At 40.8% G+C, this 18,413-nt stretch carries 14 protein-coding genes; 9 read left to right on the top strand and 5 right to left on the bottom strand.

Annotated features, from left to right (window positions below):
* Nucleotides 1-19: 19 nt before the first annotated feature.
* Nucleotides 20-1,123 (bottom strand): ArsR/SmtB family transcription factor, encoded by a 1,104-nt coding sequence (locus BW961_RS16125; protein ID WP_068579620.1) that lies wholly within the window; start codon nt 1,121-1,123, stop codon nt 20-22.
* A gap of 489 nt (nt 1,124-1,612) precedes the next feature.
* Here BW961_RS16125 and BW961_RS16130 point away from each other — a divergent pair, with 489 nt between their 5' ends.
* From BW961_RS16130 to BW961_RS16145, 4 genes are all read left to right on the top strand, one after another.
* Nucleotides 1,613-6,055, top strand: coding sequence for a pullulanase (locus tag BW961_RS16130; RefSeq protein ID WP_068579623.1), 4,443 nt, complete (start codon nt 1,613-1,615; stop codon nt 6,053-6,055).
* Nucleotides 6,056-6,348: 293 nt separating this feature from the next.
* Entirely contained in the window at nt 6,349-7,404 is a 1,056-nt protein-coding gene (gene desA, locus BW961_RS16135) for a Delta(5) desaturase DesA (protein ID WP_068579626.1), read from the top strand.
* Nucleotides 7,405-7,477: 73 nt separating this feature from the next.
* The gene (locus tag BW961_RS16140) at nt 7,478-8,620 is read left to right on the top strand and encodes a sensor histidine kinase (protein ID WP_068579630.1); all 1,143 of its coding nucleotides are present in this window, start codon (nt 7,478-7,480) and stop codon (nt 8,618-8,620) included.
* A complete protein-coding gene (locus BW961_RS16145) occupies nt 8,617-9,216 on the top strand; it encodes a response regulator transcription factor (RefSeq protein WP_068579633.1) in 600 nt (199 codons plus the stop codon). Before BW961_RS16140 ends, BW961_RS16145 begins: the two co-directional genes overlap by 4 nt.
* Before the next feature lie 188 nt (nt 9,217-9,404).
* On the opposite strand, the gene BW961_RS16150 is transcribed toward BW961_RS16145, so the two are convergent.
* Nucleotides 9,405-11,117 carry a methyl-accepting chemotaxis protein gene (locus BW961_RS16150; RefSeq protein WP_068579636.1) on the bottom strand — a complete coding sequence of 571 codons (1,713 nt, stop codon included), beginning with the start codon at nt 11,115-11,117 and terminating at the stop codon, nt 9,405-9,407.
* Between the two features lie 233 nt (nt 11,118-11,350).
* Between BW961_RS16150 and BW961_RS16155 the strand changes: the two genes are divergently transcribed.
* Together BW961_RS16155 and BW961_RS16160 are read left to right on the top strand one after the other, a co-directional pair.
* Nucleotides 11,351-12,337: a Gfo/Idh/MocA family protein gene (locus BW961_RS16155; protein WP_156510084.1), complete on the top strand. Its 987-nt coding sequence runs from the start codon at nt 11,351-11,353 to the stop codon at nt 12,335-12,337.
* 1 nt (nt 12,338) lies between these two features.
* Nucleotides 12,339-12,857: a hypothetical protein gene (locus BW961_RS16160; protein ID WP_068579640.1), complete on the top strand. Its 519-nt coding sequence runs from the start codon at nt 12,339-12,341 to the stop codon at nt 12,855-12,857.
* 118 nt (nt 12,858-12,975) lie between these two features.
* On the opposite strand, the gene BW961_RS16165 is transcribed toward BW961_RS16160, so the two are convergent.
* Nucleotides 12,976-13,362, bottom strand: a complete 387-nt coding sequence (locus BW961_RS16165) for a hypothetical protein (RefSeq protein WP_068579642.1) — start codon at nt 13,360-13,362, stop codon at nt 12,976-12,978.
* 164 nt (nt 13,363-13,526) lie between these two features.
* On the bottom strand, nt 13,527-13,919 hold the full coding sequence (mscL, locus tag BW961_RS16170; protein ID WP_076576896.1) for a large conductance mechanosensitive channel protein MscL: 393 nt from the start codon (nt 13,917-13,919) through the stop codon (nt 13,527-13,529).
* Nucleotides 13,920-14,546: 627 nt separating this feature from the next.
* Here mscL and BW961_RS16175 point away from each other — a divergent pair.
* The 3 genes from BW961_RS16175 to BW961_RS16185 are packed head-to-tail and all read left to right on the top strand — an operon-like array spanning nt 14,547 to nt 16,817.
* Nucleotides 14,547-15,308, top strand: a complete 762-nt coding sequence (locus BW961_RS16175) for a methionine ABC transporter ATP-binding protein (protein WP_068579644.1) — start codon at nt 14,547-14,549, stop codon at nt 15,306-15,308.
* Nucleotides 15,301-15,963 (top strand): methionine ABC transporter permease, encoded by a 663-nt coding sequence (locus BW961_RS16180; RefSeq protein WP_068579647.1) that lies wholly within the window; start codon nt 15,301-15,303, stop codon nt 15,961-15,963. Before BW961_RS16175 ends, BW961_RS16180 begins: the two co-directional genes overlap by 8 nt.
* Before the next feature lie 26 nt (nt 15,964-15,989).
* Complete coding sequence (locus BW961_RS16185; protein WP_068579650.1) at nt 15,990-16,817, top strand: MetQ/NlpA family ABC transporter substrate-binding protein; 828 nt, start codon at nt 15,990-15,992, stop codon at nt 16,815-16,817.
* Between the two features lie 129 nt (nt 16,818-16,946).
* Here BW961_RS16185 and katA read toward each other — a convergent pair whose 3' ends face one another.
* Nucleotides 16,947-18,398, bottom strand: coding sequence for a catalase KatA (katA, locus tag BW961_RS16190; RefSeq protein ID WP_068579653.1), 1,452 nt, complete (start codon nt 18,396-18,398; stop codon nt 16,947-16,949).
* Nucleotides 18,399-18,413 lie beyond the last annotated feature (15 nt).

The raw sequence follows: 18,413 nt of genomic DNA on the forward strand, positions 1-18,413 counted from the left end.
ATGATAAATATGGGATTAGTTAGTCATCCTCACCGAGCAGGACGCTAGTGGTTACAGCCAATAACTCCCGCAGTTTATCCATATTAAGATGGTAATACATGCGATGATCTTCCCTTTTCATTTCAAGAAGATTTAAGAAGAATAAGAAGTTGCTATGATAATTGACTGCGGCTGGTGTAATACCTAGTTTCGTCGCTATTTCCTGCCCATAATGGGGGCGTTCTTGTAGTAATAGTAAGAAGTCGAGACGCCTTTTATCGGAGAATGCCTTTAAGAACAACTCGGTCTTCTCTCGATCAGCAGCGGGTCCGAATACGCGATCGTTATGTATACCAAAAATAACCCATGCGTTCCAAGAGGTTCCGGTATTAAAGGATAGGTGGTGGTTACCTACTTGTGATATGAAACTAATATGAAAATTTGTAGGGATGTCATAAACAGCAGGTTCGACTTTATTAAGATCACGAATGAATCGCTCAGGATTGGCATGGAATTGAGCTTGATATATTACTGAAGCGCGTTCTGACTCCTCCTTGAAGCGTTCTCGCCAGTGTACAAAGGCTTCATTGTAAAACAGACGTATAAGTTGCATATATCGCAGTTTCGTCTCTTCAGGGTGGGCAAGACATTCAAGTAAAGGTTCATGAGCTTGGATAAGCTCTTGTTGTGGTTTCGTGTCATGCACGAGTTCAGATAGTATACGAAGGTCCATCTTAATAGCATCCCATTCTTGTCCTTGAAGAAGATCCTCCATTTGATCCCAATATACGCCGTATACCATTTGTGCTACGACTTTATCAGCAGGACTTTGTGCTAGGACCGTTATCCATTCTTCAGCAGAAAGTGCCTCCGTTGATGAACAGATGGATTCGTAGAAAGCATAATCAAGTCCTTTGTGTATGAAGTGGTATTGGAAGAAGAACTGAAGTTCTCGAAGTGTATGAGGTGACAATCTTTCGTGTGTCTCATCATGAAAGGACGAAGCGAGAGGATCTAGCTCAATTTTGAATTCCTCTGCCAGTGCGAGTAATTGCCCTTCACAAGCGACCATCCCCATAGAAACAATCATTTCTAAGGCTTCGTTGTAAGCAAAAGTGATATTTTTATTTAATAGATCCTTCATGTTGACCTCCTAGTAACCTTTGTTTGAATTTACTGAATATTAATTGGGATATCATAACATTTAAATATTACTTAATGTTAAAATACCCCATAAAATATTTTTTGTAAATAGAAAAAATGAATCAATATAGATATTAGCGATTGAAATGATGGTTCGAAAAATGAATAACTGAGCCATCAAAAGAAATCCGCGAATTTTAGGAGAGTTTGTTGAGACGAATTTCGACAGTTTCAATTCCATAGATGAATAGGTAAAAATATCAAATATATAAATTGACGTATTGTAAAAAGCATTATAGTATATATGTGCAAACGCTTTCATATGATTAAATAAGCATGGTAATATCAAATTTTGAATCGTCTGCATGAGGAGCTGAATATCATAACACAGCTGTTTCATCAGATTAAATTTAAAAAGGAGGGATACTGCTGTTTTGTGCAATCGTTTGCATTTTTGAATTGCAATTCTAAATGAGGGAGTGTTACCTAGATGAGGTCTGTTCTTAGAGGAAAGAAATTGTTGTCTATTTTTATGATTCTTGTTCTTATTATTTCAAGCATAGGATTCTACCCCTTACAAGTTGGTGCAGCTGCTTCGAGTGAAGTTGGGTCGGTAGGCGATGTGCAGACTATCATCAATGAGACCGATGTTGACCATGGTTACTCCGTTACCAAAGAAGTATACGGCAATGTATACGGTAATACAGATACTGTGCCGGCGGACCACCTTCGAGTCCACTACAACAGAACCGATGGGAAGTATGCGGATCTTGGATTATGGTTATGGGGAGATGTTGTAACACCATCAGCTAATTGGGCATTAGGAGCAACGCCATTCCCGGCTGGACAGGTAGACAATTATGGTGCTTTTGTGGATGTTCCACTCATAAGCTCAGCGAAAACAATTAAAGTCATCGTTGTAAAACGTGTAAGCGGGGATAAAGATGGCGGCGACAAGAATATTTCGATTACGACGTCTGCGACGAATGAAGTGTGGATTAAAGAGGGTTCAGATCAAGTTACCCCGTATGAGCCTGTTGATATTCCGGCAAACACGGTTCGCGTACATTATCAAAGAGCAGACAATAACTATAGCCCCTATGGTATTTGGAACTGGGAGGATGTAGCAATACCTTCGGATAGCTGGTCATCAGGTGCAACCCCATTCCCAGCGGGCCAAGTAGACAAATATGGAGCATATGTTGATATCTCACTTAAAGATAATGCAAAAAAAATTGGATTCTTTGTTGTTCATCGTACCTTAGGTAATGAAGATAAAGAGGGTAACAGAAGCTTCAATCTTTTGGATAGACACAATCAGTTGTGGATTAAACAAGGTGATAACACTGTATACGTTTCTCCTTTCGGAGAAGTACCTACCGGACTAGTGTCCGCAGAGATCTTGTCAGAAAGTAAACTGCTTGTGAATTTTACGATGACCGATGGGCTAGAAGAAGGAGCATTGAAAAGTGAACTGAAGATTACGGACAAAAACGATAATGTCGTGACAGTCAATAGCGTCCACATCACAAGTTCAACAGCGATCGAAGTCATTACCACACCGTTCCTTTTGGAAAATGCCCCGTTAAGAATCACATATTCAGGAACAACGGTATCCGCTGTCACAGGCTGGAGAATGATCGACGAAATGTACAACTATGAGGGTGATGACCTCGGAGCAACATATGAAGCAGGGAGTGTAATGTTTAAACTTTGGGCACCTAAGGCAAGCTCTGTTGTTGCGAATGTATATAACAAAGATGATGCCGTACAGCTCTTGGGCAACATTAACTTAACCAAAGGTGATAAGGGTGTATGGTCCGCTATGGTTGCTCCAAGGGATCTGGTAGGTGCCAGTATTACAGACCTTAAAGGCTATTTCTATCAGTATGAAGTAACGAATAATGGTGTAACCACCAACGTGCTTGATCCTTACGCCAAATCGATGGCTGAATTTAGAGTCAATACGAAAGGTGACGTTGGCCCTGATGGAGATGTTGTTGGAAAAGCGGCTATCGTGGACTTGAGCGGAACGGATCCTGAGGGTTTTGATTTTGCCAATATTAACGGATATAAAAAAAGAGAAGATGCAATCATTTGGGAGATCCATGTGAGAGACTTCACATCAGACCCAGCGATTGAGAATGACTTGAACAGTGCAACATGGGGATCTTTCGATGCCTTTAAAAGCAAGCTTGAATACATTCAATCTCTTGGTGTTACACATATTCAATTACTTCCTGTAATGGCTTGGTATTACGGGGATGAAGCGAAGATGGATCAAAGAGTACTTAACTATTCTACGAAGTTCAATGAGTACAACTGGGGATATGACCCGCATAACTATTTCTCACCGGATGGTGCGTACTCTGAAGATCCTACAGATCCGGAACTCAGAATCAAAGAATTGAAGAACATGATTGATGCCATACATGACGCCGGCATGGGTGTAGTCTTGGATGTTGTATATACCCATATGGCTAAAGCAAGTTTCTTGGATGATATCGTACCCGATTATTATGCATTCCAAGATGCGAACGGAAATAACATTGGTGGCTTCGGAAACAATCTGGCGACAAACCATAAGATGGCTGAGAAATTAATGGTTGACTCCGTTAAATACTGGTTTGACGAATACAAAATTGATGGCATGCGCTGGGACATGATGGGTGATGCAACCTATGATGCTGTGCAGAATGCCTATGATGCAGCAGCAGCAATCAATCCTAAGGCATTGTTTATAGGGGAAGGTTGGAAAACCTTTGGTGGAGCGGCATCAGATCCTTCGTTAGCAGGTAAAGGGGCAGACCAGGACTGGATGGATAAAACCGACAGTGTGGGCGTGTTCTCGGACGAGATAAGAAATGAATTAAAATCTGGATTTGGTAATGAAGGTGAGCCGAGATTTATTACAGGTGGCGCGCGCGACATCAACGTTATCCTCAATAACATCAAAGCGCAGCCAAGCAATACGGCTGATGATGACCCGGGTGACATGGTGCAATATATCGAAGCCCACGATAACCTGCCCTTATATGATATTATTGCTCAGTCAATTAAGAAGAACCCATCCATACCAGCCAATGACCAGGAAATTCTTAAACGTGTGAGGCTTGGGAATATGCTGGTATTAACGTCACAAGGTACAGCTTTTCTCCATGCAGGTCAAGAATACGGCCGTACCAAACAGTGGAAGGGGCAAGGAAAGCCGGAACAGAAATATCATGAATTAGCAGATGAAGCAGGAAAAGTATTTGGATATTTTGTACATGATTCCTATGACTCTTCCGATGCCATTAATATGTTTGATTGGAACAAAGCAACGAACGAAGTGCAATACCCTGAGAATAATACAACAAGAGAATATACAGCTGGTTTGATCGCATTAAGAAAATCAACGGATGCGTTTAGACTCGGGGATAAAGCACTAGTAGACTCCAATGTCACTTTGATATCAGCACCGGAAATGAAATCAAGGGATCTCATTATTGGTTATAAGAACAAAGCAATAGATGGAACTGGTAATTATTATGTATTTTTGAATGCAGACAGCACGTCAAGAACCCTGACACTTAGTGAAGATTTAACAACAGGGAAGGTACTAGCAGATAATGATGAGGCGGGGGTCGACGAGGTTACTACCAAATCAGGATTTGTCCTTACGGCGAATTCCATCACCCTTGATCCATTAACGGCAGTCATTATTAAGCAAGATACAGCAGCAGTCATACCACCGATTGATCATGGTAATGGTAATAAAACAGGAAAAGATGGCAGTGGTGTCGCTAGTGGAAGTGGTACTGCCAGCGGTAACAATAAATTGACCCAGAGGAACATTAGTGAGGAATTGCTGAAGAATGGTAAAGAGAAAGTAACCATTGATCTAGGAGATAAGGAAAATGGGGTTCTACTACCGTTGAAGTCTGCGGAGTTTGTAGGATCCAAGCCAATCGTAATCAATAAAGGTAACTTCACGGTTGAGGTTCCTCCGTCATTATTGAAAGCCATTCAAGAATCAATCGCCGCTGATCAATCGGAGGGTGCTATCATTTCATTTAAGATGGATGAAGTGGAAGAATCTGTAGCACAATCTCTTATTGGTAAATCAGATAGCTCGACAATCAAGTTGAAATTGGCGAGTAAGATGTTCAATTTCAGTCTTTCAGTCATAACGAAGGATGGGAAAGAAGTGAAGATCGATCGTTTCGTAACCCCAATTACGCTAATCTTCAACGTTGATCCTTCAGCAGATAAAAAACTCCTTGGGGTGTACTTTATCAGGGACAACGGTGAATTGGAATATGTCGGTGGTTATTGGGAGAACAGCAAGCTGAAAGTAGACGTATACCATTTCAGCAAGTATGCCGTATTAGAATACAACAAATCGTTTGCAGATTTGGAAGGTCATTGGGCACAAACGGCTGTTAAGGAGCTGACGGCCAAACATGTGGTGAACGGAACGACAGACAGTACATTTAGTCCTGAGCAACTGGTGACACGCGCGGAGTTCGCAGCCATGCTTGTTCGTGCCTTGAACCTGAATGATCAAGGTAGTGGTGTATCATCCTTCACGGACGTTAAAAGTAGTGCTTGGTATGCATCGGCAGTTGCTACGGCGTACCACAGCGGATTAGTGAAAGGTAAGAATGAGTTCACATTCGCACCTCAGGAAACCATTTCTCGAGAAGAAATGGCTGTGATGATCTTACGTGCTTATCATGTGAGAAATTCAGCATCAACGCTACCGAATGTGTCAAATCCTTCGTTCATCGACGAACAACTGATCAGCTCTTGGGCTATTGCAGAGGTTCGAGCTGCAACAACACTTGGATTGCTGAATGGACAAAGCAAGAATAAATTCGTTCCTCAAGCGGACACGAGTCGTGCAGAAAGTGCTCAAGCTATGATGAATTTACTCAACAAAATTCACTAAAGTACTATAAAGTTGTGAAGAACCTCCCCACGATCCATTTGAGCTGGGGGAGGTTCTTCGCGTTTTGTTGTATAGAACATAATAAGTTAATCTACAATAACGAGAGGTGAATAATTCGCATAAAAAAATTGGATTTTTCAATAAATTTACAGCAAACATGACGTTTGTCATACTCACGACTTGACGTTTATGACTACAACGGTCGGAGTAACTTCATTATAATAATGAGAGTAAACTACGCTTACGTTCTGAAAAGTTCCTAAAAGCGTGGTATCTGAGGAGGAAAACACAAGATGGCCGAGGCTAAACAAGTCAACTTACGGAAAAAGATAGCGCCTTTTGAAAAAACCGAGATGAAGTCAAGTGTTCGACAGCTTATAAATACATTAGGACCTTTAGTGGTACTGTGGTATGGAGCATATCTGAGTCTTTCCGTATCCTACTGGTTGACGTTAGCGCTTGCGATTGTCACCTCTGGGTTTGTAATAAGGACCTTTATTATTTTCCATGATTGTACCCATCAATCTTTCTTCAAAAATAAACTAGCCAATAAAATCGTTGGAACAATTACAGGTATTGTAGCTTTGGTTCCTTACGAACAGTGGAAATATACGCATTCTATGCATCATGCAACAAGTAGTAATCTAGATAAACGGGGTACAGGAGATATGTGGCTCCTTACCATAGATGAATATTTAGAGGCGTCTAAGATGCGTCGATTGGCATATCGTTTCTATCGTAATCCGTTAGTGATGTTTGGACTGGGTCCAATTAGTGTATTCTTGTTTCAATATCGCTTTAATCGTAAAGGTGCCAAACGTAAAGAACGTATTAACACTTACGTAGTAAATATTTCACTTGTAGTGATCTATTCATTGTTGATCTGGGCTATTGGCTGGCAGGCATTTGTACTGGTTCAAGGTCCGGTGTTCTTCGTATCAGGATGCCTTGGCATTTGGTTGTTCTATGTTCAACATCAGTTCGAAGATTCCTACTTTGAGAATGAAGATGAATGGGATTATGTAAAAGCCGCAGTAGATGGTAGCTCGTATTACAAACTTCCTAAGGTTCTTCAATGGTTCACAGGTAACATTGGGTTCCATCACGTTCATCATTTGAGTCCGAAGGTGCCGAACTATCATTTGGAAGAGGCTCATAATGCAACACCACCTCTTCATCATGCGACTACGATTACACTTAGCACGAGTCTGAAATCACTTAACTTCCGTCTGTGGGATGAAGAGAATAAAACCTTTATTGGGTTTGGTGAGATGAAACGTAGAATGCGTAATATGAATTCCTTAGCAGATAAATTGAAAGTTACTCAGCCTAGTTTACAAAAAAAATAATCAAGTATGGTAAACTAAACTAGAATAGAAAATATTCAATCCAAGTGTCATATAAAAAGAGGGTGAGACGACCATGCAGAAATGGTATCAAATTTTCCATAAGAGTACAGGACTAAGTCCTTATGTGTGGGTCGTCTTTTGTATCCTCCCTTTTTATTTCATATTTCGCGCGTCTTCTCCTTATCAGGTAGCTTCAGGCATTATTATGACTATCGTATTTCTGGGCTGCTACGTGTTGTCGTCTGTAACGAAAGGGTGGCAAGTATACTTTTGGACAAGCGTACAGATACTCATCTCAATAGGCATGACCTTGCTCTTTGGTTATGTTTATTTTGCTATCTTCTTAGCTCTTTTTATCGGTAATATACAAAGTAAAGGGGGATTCATTACACTGTATTGCATTCACCTTGTCACGACGTTTATAAGCATTAATTATGGATTTATCTCGCAAAATCCTCTGTTCATTACACAATTTCCATTCATCGTTATGTGTCTCATTGGGGTCATTCTGCTACCTGTTAATACCTATAATCGAAATAAAAGCGATAAGTTACAAGGTCAACTTGAGGATGCGAACAAACGAATCTCTGAACTCGTAAAGCTAGAGGAGAGGCAGAGAATTGCGCGTGATTTGCATGATACATTGGGGCAGAAACTTTCTCTTATTGGATTAAAGAGCGATCTAGCTAGCAAATTAATGACAAAGAATATGACGCAAGCCCAAGTTGAAATTAATGATGTTCGTCAAACGGCAAGAAGTGCGTTAAAGGAAGTCCGCGAAATGGTTACTGAAATGCGAGGAACAAGAGTTGAAGACGAGATCTATCGTGTCAGTCAGATTCTAAAGGCGGCTGAAATTGAGTGCAGCATTGATGGTGATCCGAAATTGAGATATACCTCATTACTTACGGAAAATGTACTTAGTATGTGCCTTAAGGAAGCTGTCACCAATGTAGTGAAACATAGTGAAGCTACCTCATGTACCATTAGTATTGAATCATCGCAAACAGATCTGGTTATCCAAGTACGGGATAACGGTGTCGGAATCGGTATGGATGAAGAGAACCATTGCTTTAGTGGAAATGGACTGAGGGGTATGATGGAACGGCTTGAATTTGTGAATGGAACCCTTGAAATCTTATCAAATAATGGAACACAACTTGTTATTACGGTACCGAACAATGTCAAGCAACCGGAAAGGGAGACGGGTTTATGATTCGTATTGTCATTGCTGAAGACCAGCGGATGCTGCTGGGTGCTCTTGCTTCCCTGCTTGATTTGGAAGATGATATGACGGTGGTTGGAAGAGCAAGTAATGGTGAGGAAGCCGTAGCTATGGTTCACCTTCACCAACCCGATATTTGTATCATGGACATTGAGATGCCGGCGAAGAGTGGTCTGGATGCAGCGGAAGAATTGAAGGCATTTAACTGCAAAGTCATCATTCTAACTACGTTTGCTCGACCTGGATATTTCGAACGTGCGCTAAGAGCGGGTGTAAGTAGCTATATGTTGAAAGACAGCCCAAGTGAGGAGCTTGCGAGTTGCATTCGCAGCGTAATGGCGGGGCGACGTATCTATGCACCAGAGCTTGTAGATGGCGCGTATAGTCAAGAAAGTCCGTTAACAGAACGGGAGAAAGAAGTTCTACAAATGATTGCTGACGGTAAGAATACGAAGGAAATTGCTGCAACGTTGTATATAACGACGGGGACCGTACGTAATTACATTTCCGTTATTCTCGATAAGCTCGACGTGACTAACCGAATCGAAGCCATCACACGTTTTAAGGAAAAAGGATGGTTTAAGTAAACCCAAGTGGACATTCACTTGGGTTTATTTTTTTGTTTAACGTGTAACAAAAAAAAGGAACCCACAGCAACGGGCTGTGGGTCTTATATTTATATATCATCTAAAAGGGGTAACTTCATTGTACCTTCGTTACATTAATGGTAGATGAAAATTAGATTGCAGGAATATTACAGTTGATCGACATTATATTACATCTTAAACTTAGATGATTGTTCCTGAAGTTCTTGCGCCATGTCAGACAAGGTATGAACGGCCGAATTAACATCATTCATGGTTGCGAGTTGTTCTTCAGAAGCAGCAGCAACATTCTGCGTTCTGTCGTAATTATTATTCGAAATTTGCTGCATCTGATGAAGAGAAGCCATTACTTCCTCTGCACTGGCTGATATTTGTTGAGAGGCTGCAGAGACTTCTTCCAGTTGTTGGCTCACTTCATTAACAGAATTGACGATACTATGGAAGGATTCCTTGGCCTCACCCATTCCAAGTAGACCCACGTGAACTTCTTTACTTTCTTTTTCCATGATGGTAACGGCTCGATTAGTCGAAGCTTGAATATCCACAATAATCGAAGAAATTTGTCCAGAGGAGCGATTAGATTGCTCCGCGAGCTTTCTCACCTCACTGGCGACAACCGCGAACCCTCGGCCATGTTCTCCTGCTCTAGCTGCTTCAATAGAGGCATTTAAGGCTAGAAGATTAATTTGACCGGAGATGTCTTTAATCATACTAACAATATTCCCGATTTCGCTGGACTGCTGTTCGAGCTGTTTAATAACCATTGTAGACTCCTGAGAGGTTTGTAGTATAGAGTCCATTTGTTGACTTACATGTTGTATTTTAATACTGCCTTCGTGGGCTTTTTGTGTTGCGAACTGAGATATATCAGATACTTGTGAAGCTGATTTGGCAACACGCTGAATTCCTAAGGAGACTTCTTCCATAGCCGTAACACATTCTTGAGATGTACTTAACTGGATATCCGATCCTTCAGTGATTTCTTGAATTTCGAGCGTAATCTGTTCATTGGCTTCACTACTTTGTTGGGCGTTAGTTAGTAATTGTTGAGAACTTGCGGAAAGTAGGTCAGCGTTCATACTTATATTCGTCATGACGCCTCTAAGGCCTATGATCATTTCGTTGAATTTGGATGTTAGTACGCCAATTTCGTCCTTGGATTGATAGAGACCTTGCACGCTTAAATCACCGGCTTGAGCTTTTACCATTAAGGAAGAGATGTCAGATAAGGGTCTGGTAATTGATCTTGAGATGATGAAACCACCTATACTACACATGAATAAAGCTGCCAAAAAAATAAATATTGTGTTTCTCTTGCTGGTGTTTGCAACTTTTTGATTGCTCTCATTTAATGCTAGAGAGTCGATCTGAGTCATTGTATTGATTTCAGTGAGAGTACTGATTATTTGGTCTCTAAGAGGTTTTAAATATACATCATACTGAGCAAGGGCTTCTTGGATTTTATCGTTTTCCAATAGCGTAAGCATTATTTTGAACTCTTCATCGCTTTGATGGATTAATTCTTTGAAAAAAGTGTATTTTTCTTCTAACTCTGAGGTTAATCCAATGCGCTCAAGTTCACTCATTAAGGCGAGGTTGTTCTCAATAATTATGTCAGAATTCGAATTAATCTTTTGTCTAACCGTCGAATTGTTCGTCAGCATTAACTCAAGTTGATTCGAACCAATGAGTACATGATTTGTGATTAATTGATGTGTGAGATCAATAGGCTGCATTTTTTCATTGTATAGAAGGTTTGCATTGTTATTGATTTTTGAAATATTCGAAAACGCCAAAAATCCTATAAGGCACAATAGTAGTAATGCTAACACCAATAAACCTAAAATTTTGGATGAGACTTTTAAATGAATGAGTTTCTTCATGGTTTCTACCTTCCTAAGCTGCAATTTTCTATATCTAATCTACTGAGATCATGATTTCGATCACATATGTAATTTACACAATAATTCGACATATTTCCTGGTTTTCCTTTATATTTTCAGGATTCCATTCACATTTTCAATAATGAGTTTATAAGATTTGAAATTGGACATGAAGAATCGATAATGAGAGAATGTATATTACAAAGATCACAAGAGAGGAATGAACTTAAATTATGATACGATTCGCTATTATTGGGACGAACTGGATTACAGAACGATTCCTTCAAGCAGCGCAGGAGACAGATCAATTCCTTCTGACGGCAGTATACTCCCGTACGGAAGAGAAGGGTAATGCTTTTGCTGCTAAATATAATAATCCAAAGGTATTCACCGATCTAGAGGAAATGGCTTCGAGTGATCAATTTGATGCCGTGTATATTGCCAGCCCCAATTCATTCCATGCGGAGCAAGCAATACTGTGTATGAATCATGGAAAGCACGTCCTATGTGAGAAACCAATGGCCTCCAATGCCACGGAAATGCAAGAAATGATGAACGTAGCGAAGGATAACGATGTGCTGTTAATGGAAGCTCTGAAATCTACACTTATGCCTAACTTCAAGATTATGAAGGACAATTTATATAAAATAGGTCAGGTTCGGCGTTATTTTGCAAGTTACTGTCAATATTCCTCACGATATGATGCTTATAAGCAGGGGAATGTTCTGAATGCCTTCAATCCTACCTATTCTAACGGATCATTAATGGACTTAGGTATCTACTGTCTTTATCCGATGGTAGCGTTATTTGGTAAGCCAGATAATGTTCATGCTGTGGGTGTGATGTTATCCTCAGGCGTAGATGGCGAAGGAAGTATGGTGATGAAATACAAGGATATGGATGCAGTAGTGATGCATTCTAAGATTACTGATTCCTATTTGCCTGCTGAGATTCAAGGGGAGAATGGCACGATGGTTATTGATAAAATAAGTCAGCCATACGATGTGAAAATTCACTATAGAGACGGTACGATTGAAGATATATCTCAACCTCAACTACATGAATCGATGTATTACGAAATTCAGGAATTTATTAGATTGCTTGCGAATGGTGAGCGTGATGGATCTATCAATTCTTTAGCAACATCATTAGCGGTTGCGCAAGTGATGGAGGACGCAAGACGTCAGATCGGACTTCAGTATCCGGCGGATCTAACCTAATATGTATGATCCTACGGTATATGAGAATTTAAAGGTTGCCTTTGAGAATACGTTGTACGATTTGGATAATCTAGATGGAACAATCCATATAACAAATCGGATGGACAGAATGGAAATGTCGGTCATGTCACGAGAATTCGCTATTCAGTTCGTACTAGCTGAATATAGGGAGATTTCGGCTGAGATTGCACTAGAGGCGTCACTCCAAGATTTAGCGGCTGAAATACTTGATCTACCTGGAGAGAATCCGGCATGTACGTTACGTTTGCGATTTGTTATGGAGATGGAGAACGTGGAGACACAGTGTGATCAAATCGCCCAGTTGCTTCCTCAGATCTGGGAGTCTTCGGTAACCCCGTCACAAACATTAAGTTATGTGTACGGACAAGAGCGTATGCTCTTTACGAATACGATTGAGGTAAGGTTCCAACGTAAAATAAATGAGGACCAAATGGAGGATGTTCCTGAGGTTGTCGATCATGTTATACGGACACTTATAGGTTTGAAGGATCTTCAGTAGTTCGAGGATAGAACAAATATGATACGCAAAATAAAGGATTTTAGAAAAAATTCTGGAACGGCCTAAATGGCTATTCCAGAATTTTTGAATTTCAGAATATTGAATCCAACGAAATCGATTACTGTGTGACATCTAACATATCACAAGGTAGGTTACCCGTACGTTGAATTTCGAGGACTTGACGTTCAGTGAGTCTAGTACCTACGAGAATAAATGAAGATGTCACATTGTTAAAGTTGAACCGGCTTAAGTTAGCGACATTTGTTCTCCCACTAAATATGCGAAATGAACCTTGAAAGTTGTTACGAGAGAACAGCACAAGTGTTACGGCTGAAGGAAATAATACATTTCTAAGTCTGAAGCTAGTGAGCACGTTATTGAATCGAAATACGCCTAGATTCCTAACAGCTACGCCTCCGCGTCTAAATGTGAGACGTCTGCCTGTATAGTTCGCTCCAGTGAACATAGAGAGGCGAACACCGTTATTGAAGAAATTCCCTTGCATTGCTATCACTCCTTATTATGAGATGATAACAATATATGAGAGAGTTGTAGATTTGGATTAGACTTATCGGACTAAATTGCGTTTGTTTTTGCAAATGAGGATGATTCGTTCTAGACCGAATTAGAATCGGCCTAGAACGAATCATCCTCATAGAGTTAGATAATCTAATTATCCGTACCTTGACTCTGTTGTTTCAACAAGTCTCGAATTTCAGTTAGTAATACTTCTTCATTAGAAGGAGCTGGGGGCTCAGAAGGTTGCACCTCTTCTTTGCGTTTAAATTGGCTCAACAATTTAATAAATAGGAAGATAGAGAAAGAGATAATAATGAAATCAATAACCGTTTGGATGAATAGGCCATATTTCAAAACGGCATCACCTAATGGAAGTTCCAATCCAGAAAAGTTCTTACCTCCCAGAAGTAAGCCAATCAATGGCATAAGTAGGTCATTAACCAAGGAAGTCACGATTTTTCCGAAGGCAGCTCCGATAATGACTGCAACAGCAAGATCCATTACATTTCCTTTGAGCGCGAAAGCTTTAAATTCTTTTAACACGAATCATGTCACATCCCTTAATTTCTAAATATTCGAATGGATTATATCAAAATTAGGGAGTTGCTACAAGAATAGGTTATAAAATAAAAGAGGATATGTTGCGTTCCAATAAAAAACCGTTAATGAATAATATGAGTGGCGGCGAAATTATTATGTACGATATATGAGAAATAGATTGTTTCGGTAAAGTTGATAGGTTGGTTGAGATCATATGTCAGATAGAATTTAGATGTATAAATAGAATGCAGTGGGATATAAAGTTGGTTATTGAGAACTCCGTAATTGTCAGCGGTGCATATTCTCTGAACGTAGGAATTAATTCAGAATGTGAGCTATATACTAATAGAAAATAAGTGTTGTTTTATGACTAAGCAAAAAAGATGCAGAGAAAATTTCAATTATTTCCTGGAATTCTATTAATTAAATTTATGGTATACTAATTTCTGCATGTCATTGCCTAGAACCGTGATAGAAATCTGATTACTAATTGTGGTTATGACTGCTCGCTCAGACGTTATGTCTAGCGGGCCTTATTCTTGTCTAGATTTACAAAGGCTATATATTCGTTCATGAATTGTGTGATTAATGACTAAATGAATGAATCCCTACAGAAGGAGGGGAATCTTGATGATCTCATTACATCAAGTGAGTAAGACGTATGTTACATCGAACAGTCGTTTCCAAGCGGTTGATGCGGTATCACTCGAAGTGGGAGCGGGAGAGATACATGGCATCATCGGAAGCAGTGGTGCGGGGAAATCAACGCTCTTGAGAATGATCAATCTGTTGGAAAGACCAGACGAGGGTACGGTTATCGTAGATGGGAATGATCTAACTTCCATGACGGATAAGCACCTTCGGGAAGCTCGCAGATCGATGGGAATGATCTTTCAGTCTTTCAATCTGGTTAACAATCGAACGGTAAGTGGTAATGTCGCAATGCCGCTTGAAATGGCAGGGTTAGGGAAGAAAGAGCGTGCAGAGAGAGTTCGAGAATACTTAGACTTTATGGGGATTGCGGATAAGGCAGAGGAATATCCATCCCGATTAAGCGGAGGGCAACAACAACGAGTTGCTATCGCTAGAGCGCTTGTGAATCATCCGAAGGTATTATTGTGTGACGAGCCGACATCTTCCTTAGATCCACAGACGACAGTAGGTATCCTCGATGTGTTGAAGCATATTAATCGTACTTTTGGCGTTACGGTCGTTATCGTAACTCATGAAATGAATGTGGTGACTAACATGTGCACGACGGTATCGATGATGGAGAATGGTGGTTTGATCAACACGTTCAAAGCGGAACAGGGGAATACCATTTCGTCTGAGGACATATCCAGAATAACTGTGGGACTGTCACGCGATAAAGTGAGGGACACTCATGGTTGACTCTATTATGCAATACCAGTCTGAGATATGGCATGCGATCGGTGAGACGTTTACCATGGTAGGCATTTCGATTATTGCGGCCATAGCGTTGGGTCTTCCGGTTGGAACATTATTATATTTGAGTGGCAAAGGACAATTATTTGAGAATCGCGTCTTGTTCGCTGTGATGAATATACTTGTTAACGTTGTTCGGTCATTTCCATTTCTGCTACTCGTAGTCTTCTTGATTCCATTTACGCGATTCGTCGTAGGCACAGCCTTAGGCACGCTTGCAGCCTCGGTACCCTTATCCATCATGGCAATTGCCTATTACGCCAGATTAGTGGAGCAGTCCCTCTTAGAGGTTCCCAAAGGCGTTACAGAAGCGGCCTCGTCGATGGGGGCATCGACATTACAATTGATCGTCAAATTTCTGTATGTGGAAGCACGTTCAGGTCTTATGTTAGGATTGACCACGTCTACGATTAGTTTCATTTCTTATTCAACCGTGATGGGAATCGTAGGTGGGGGTGGAATTGGTGATTTCGCTATCCGTTATGGATATCAGAGGTTCGAGACGGAAATCATGATATTTACGATTATCATCATGCTCATTCTGGTGCAGACGATCCAGTATACGGGTAGCTTTATGGCGAGGGTATTAGATAAAAGATAAGCAAATAGACAACGGAGGTAATTCAGATGAAAAGAAACAAACAAATGATGATCATTACAATGGTCGTATTCATGCTAGTGATTGCTGGATGCGGACAGAACAAGAACAAAGCAGAGGTAAGCACAACAAAAGAAGTGACATTGAAAGTAGCTACGCTGATCCCGCCTATGACAGAGGTATTAGATATCGTGAAGCCAATGTTGAAGGAAGATGGCATTAATCTAGAAATCGTCGTGCTTACAGATAACGTTCAACCTAACAATGCTTTAGCCAATAAGGAAGTTGACGCTAACTTTTTTCAGCATGTTCCCTATATGAACCAGTACAATGAGGCTAATGGTAGTGAACTTGTAGCTGTGCAGCCCATCTATAACGCCATTTATGGTGCATACTCCAAGAAATATAAGAAGATCGAGGATCTACCTGTTGGAGCAACGATTGCGATGGCAAATGACCCTTCAAATATCGGACGTTCACTCGTTATGTTTGAAAAGGGTGGCTTGATCAAGCTAACTGAAGGCGTGGGTATCAAGGCAACACAAGCAGACATTATCGAGAATAAGAAGAATTTCAAATTCAAAGAAGTTGATTTGTTAATGTTGGCACGTACGATAGATGATGTAGATCTTGTTGCCATGACGCCAGCGTATGCTAAGCCACTTAATTTGACACCTAAGAAGGATGCTTTGATTACTGAAGGTGATGATTCTGATTTCGTTATTACGTTAGTAGCGCGTAAAGATAACGTGGATTCAGAACCAATTAAGAAGTTAGCAAAGAGAATGACAAGTCCTGAAGTGAAACAATTCTTCAAGGATAACTACGATGAAATTGCGGTGCCTGCATTTGAATAATTGTTCGCGCTCATGTGAGCATAGAAATTTATAGTATCGCGATATAAGAAAAAAAGCGGCTATTCCGTCAGTAGAGAAATCTACTATGGAATAGCCGCTTTTTTTTAGTTAACGTATGAGTGCTGTAACTTACACTTCTGGTACGTACAATCCAAGTCCATCCGCTACGCGCTGTCCATACTCTGGATCCGCTTTATAGAAGTGAGCGATTTGACGAAGCTTAATCTCGTCTTTATCTACAGGTGTCATGGCACCAACAATGTTCTGAACGAGACGAGTACGTTCATCTTTACTCAACAGACGATACAAGTCCCCGGCTTGCGAGTAATGATCAGCTTCATCATAGGCAACGCTATCTGCTTGACCGGATACTTCAAAGGCTACAGGTTGATGTTTAGGTGATTCTGTAGCACCACCGTAGCTATTCGGTTCATAATACACAGAACTTCCGCCATTGTTATCGGGACGCATGAGCCCATCACGTTGATTATTGTTTACTTTCGCAGCATGCGGGCAGTTGATAGGCAATGCATTATGATTCGCTCCCACGCGATAACGATGAGCATCTCCGTATGCGAACAGGCGACCTTGAAGCATTTTATCTGGAGAAGCCTCTACACCCGGTACGAATGAGCCTGGAGAGAATGTCGCTTGTTCAACTTCAGCGAAATAGTTGTCAGGGTTACGATCGAGAACCATCCGACCTACTTCGATAAGTGGATAGTCTTTCTGGGACCAGACTTTTGTAACATCGAATGGATCGAAACGATACGTATTCGCATCTGCTAGTGGCATAATTTGAACATGTAGCTTCCAGACTGGGAAATCACCTTGGTCTATGGCATTGAATAAATCCTCTGTATGGTAATCAGGATTATCCGCAGCAAGCTTCGCAGCAAGCTCAGTGTCTAGGTTCTGGATACCTTGTTCTGTCTTGAAGTGATATTTCACCCATACCGCTTGACCTTCAGCGTTAACCCACTTAAACGTATGACTTCCGAATCCGTGCATATGTCTTAGTGTTGCTGGGATACCACGATCGGACATAAGAATCGATACTTGGTGCAAAGACTCAGGAGACAAAGACCAGAAATCCCATACGGCATTTGGACTTTTCAGATGTGTCTGTGGATGACGTTTCTGCGTATGAATGAAGTCAGGGAATTTAATAGCGTCACGGATGAAGAATACGGGTGTGTTGTTACCCACCAAGTCATAGTTACCTTCTTCTGTGTAGAATTTCAGAGCGAAACCCCGTGGGTCACGTACCGTATCAGAAGAACCAAGTTCACCGGCAACGGTGGAGAAACGAGCAAACATCGGAGTACGTTTTCCTACTGAATTAAGAAATGCTGCTTTCGTATATTTAGATAAGTCATTCGTAACCTCGAAGTAACCGTGAGCTCCTGCACCTTTGGCATGAACAACACGTTCTGGAACACGTTCTCTATTGAAATGCGCTAATTTCTCTAGGAGATGCACATCTTGAATTAATACGGGACCACGCGGACCTGCTGTCAATGAGTTCTGGTTATCTCCTACTGGAGCGCCCCAACTGGTTGTAAGATTATTGTTAGTCATAATAATAGAATCACC

This window comes from Paenibacillus macquariensis (genome assembly GCF_900156375.1).
Lineage (GTDB): Bacteria > Bacillota > Bacilli > Paenibacillales > Paenibacillaceae > Paenibacillus_AQ > Paenibacillus_AQ macquariensis.

Excerpts from the sequence above, each read along its gene's own strand:
- BW961_RS16125 (WP_068579620.1), bottom strand. The coding sequence starts at position 1,123 with ATGAAGGATCTATTAAATAAAAATATCACTTTTGCTTACAACGAAGCC.
- BW961_RS16130 (WP_068579623.1), top strand. The coding sequence starts at position 1,613 with ATGAGGTCTGTTCTTAGAGGAAAGAAATTGTTGTCTATTTTTATGATT.
- desA (WP_068579626.1), top strand. The coding sequence starts at position 6,349 with ATGGCCGAGGCTAAACAAGTCAACTTACGGAAAAAGATAGCGCCTTTT.
- BW961_RS16140 (WP_068579630.1), top strand. The coding sequence starts at position 7,478 with ATGCAGAAATGGTATCAAATTTTCCATAAGAGTACAGGACTAAGTCCT.
- BW961_RS16145 (WP_068579633.1), top strand. The coding sequence starts at position 8,617 with ATGATTCGTATTGTCATTGCTGAAGACCAGCGGATGCTGCTGGGTGCT.
- BW961_RS16150 (WP_068579636.1), bottom strand. The coding sequence starts at position 11,117 with ATGAAGAAACTCATTCATTTAAAAGTCTCATCCAAAATTTTAGGTTTA.
- BW961_RS16155 (WP_156510084.1), top strand. The coding sequence starts at position 11,351 with ATGATACGATTCGCTATTATTGGGACGAACTGGATTACAGAACGATTC.
- BW961_RS16160 (WP_068579640.1), top strand. The coding sequence starts at position 12,339 with ATGTATGATCCTACGGTATATGAGAATTTAAAGGTTGCCTTTGAGAAT.
- BW961_RS16165 (WP_068579642.1), bottom strand. The coding sequence starts at position 13,362 with ATGCAAGGGAATTTCTTCAATAACGGTGTTCGCCTCTCTATGTTCACT.
- BW961_RS16175 (WP_068579644.1), top strand. The coding sequence starts at position 14,547 with ATGATCTCATTACATCAAGTGAGTAAGACGTATGTTACATCGAACAGT.
- BW961_RS16180 (WP_068579647.1), top strand. The coding sequence starts at position 15,301 with ATGGTTGACTCTATTATGCAATACCAGTCTGAGATATGGCATGCGATC.
- BW961_RS16185 (WP_068579650.1), top strand. The coding sequence starts at position 15,990 with ATGAAAAGAAACAAACAAATGATGATCATTACAATGGTCGTATTCATG.
- katA (WP_068579653.1), bottom strand. The coding sequence starts at position 18,398 with ATGACTAACAATAATCTTACAACCAGTTGGGGCGCTCCAGTAGGAGAT.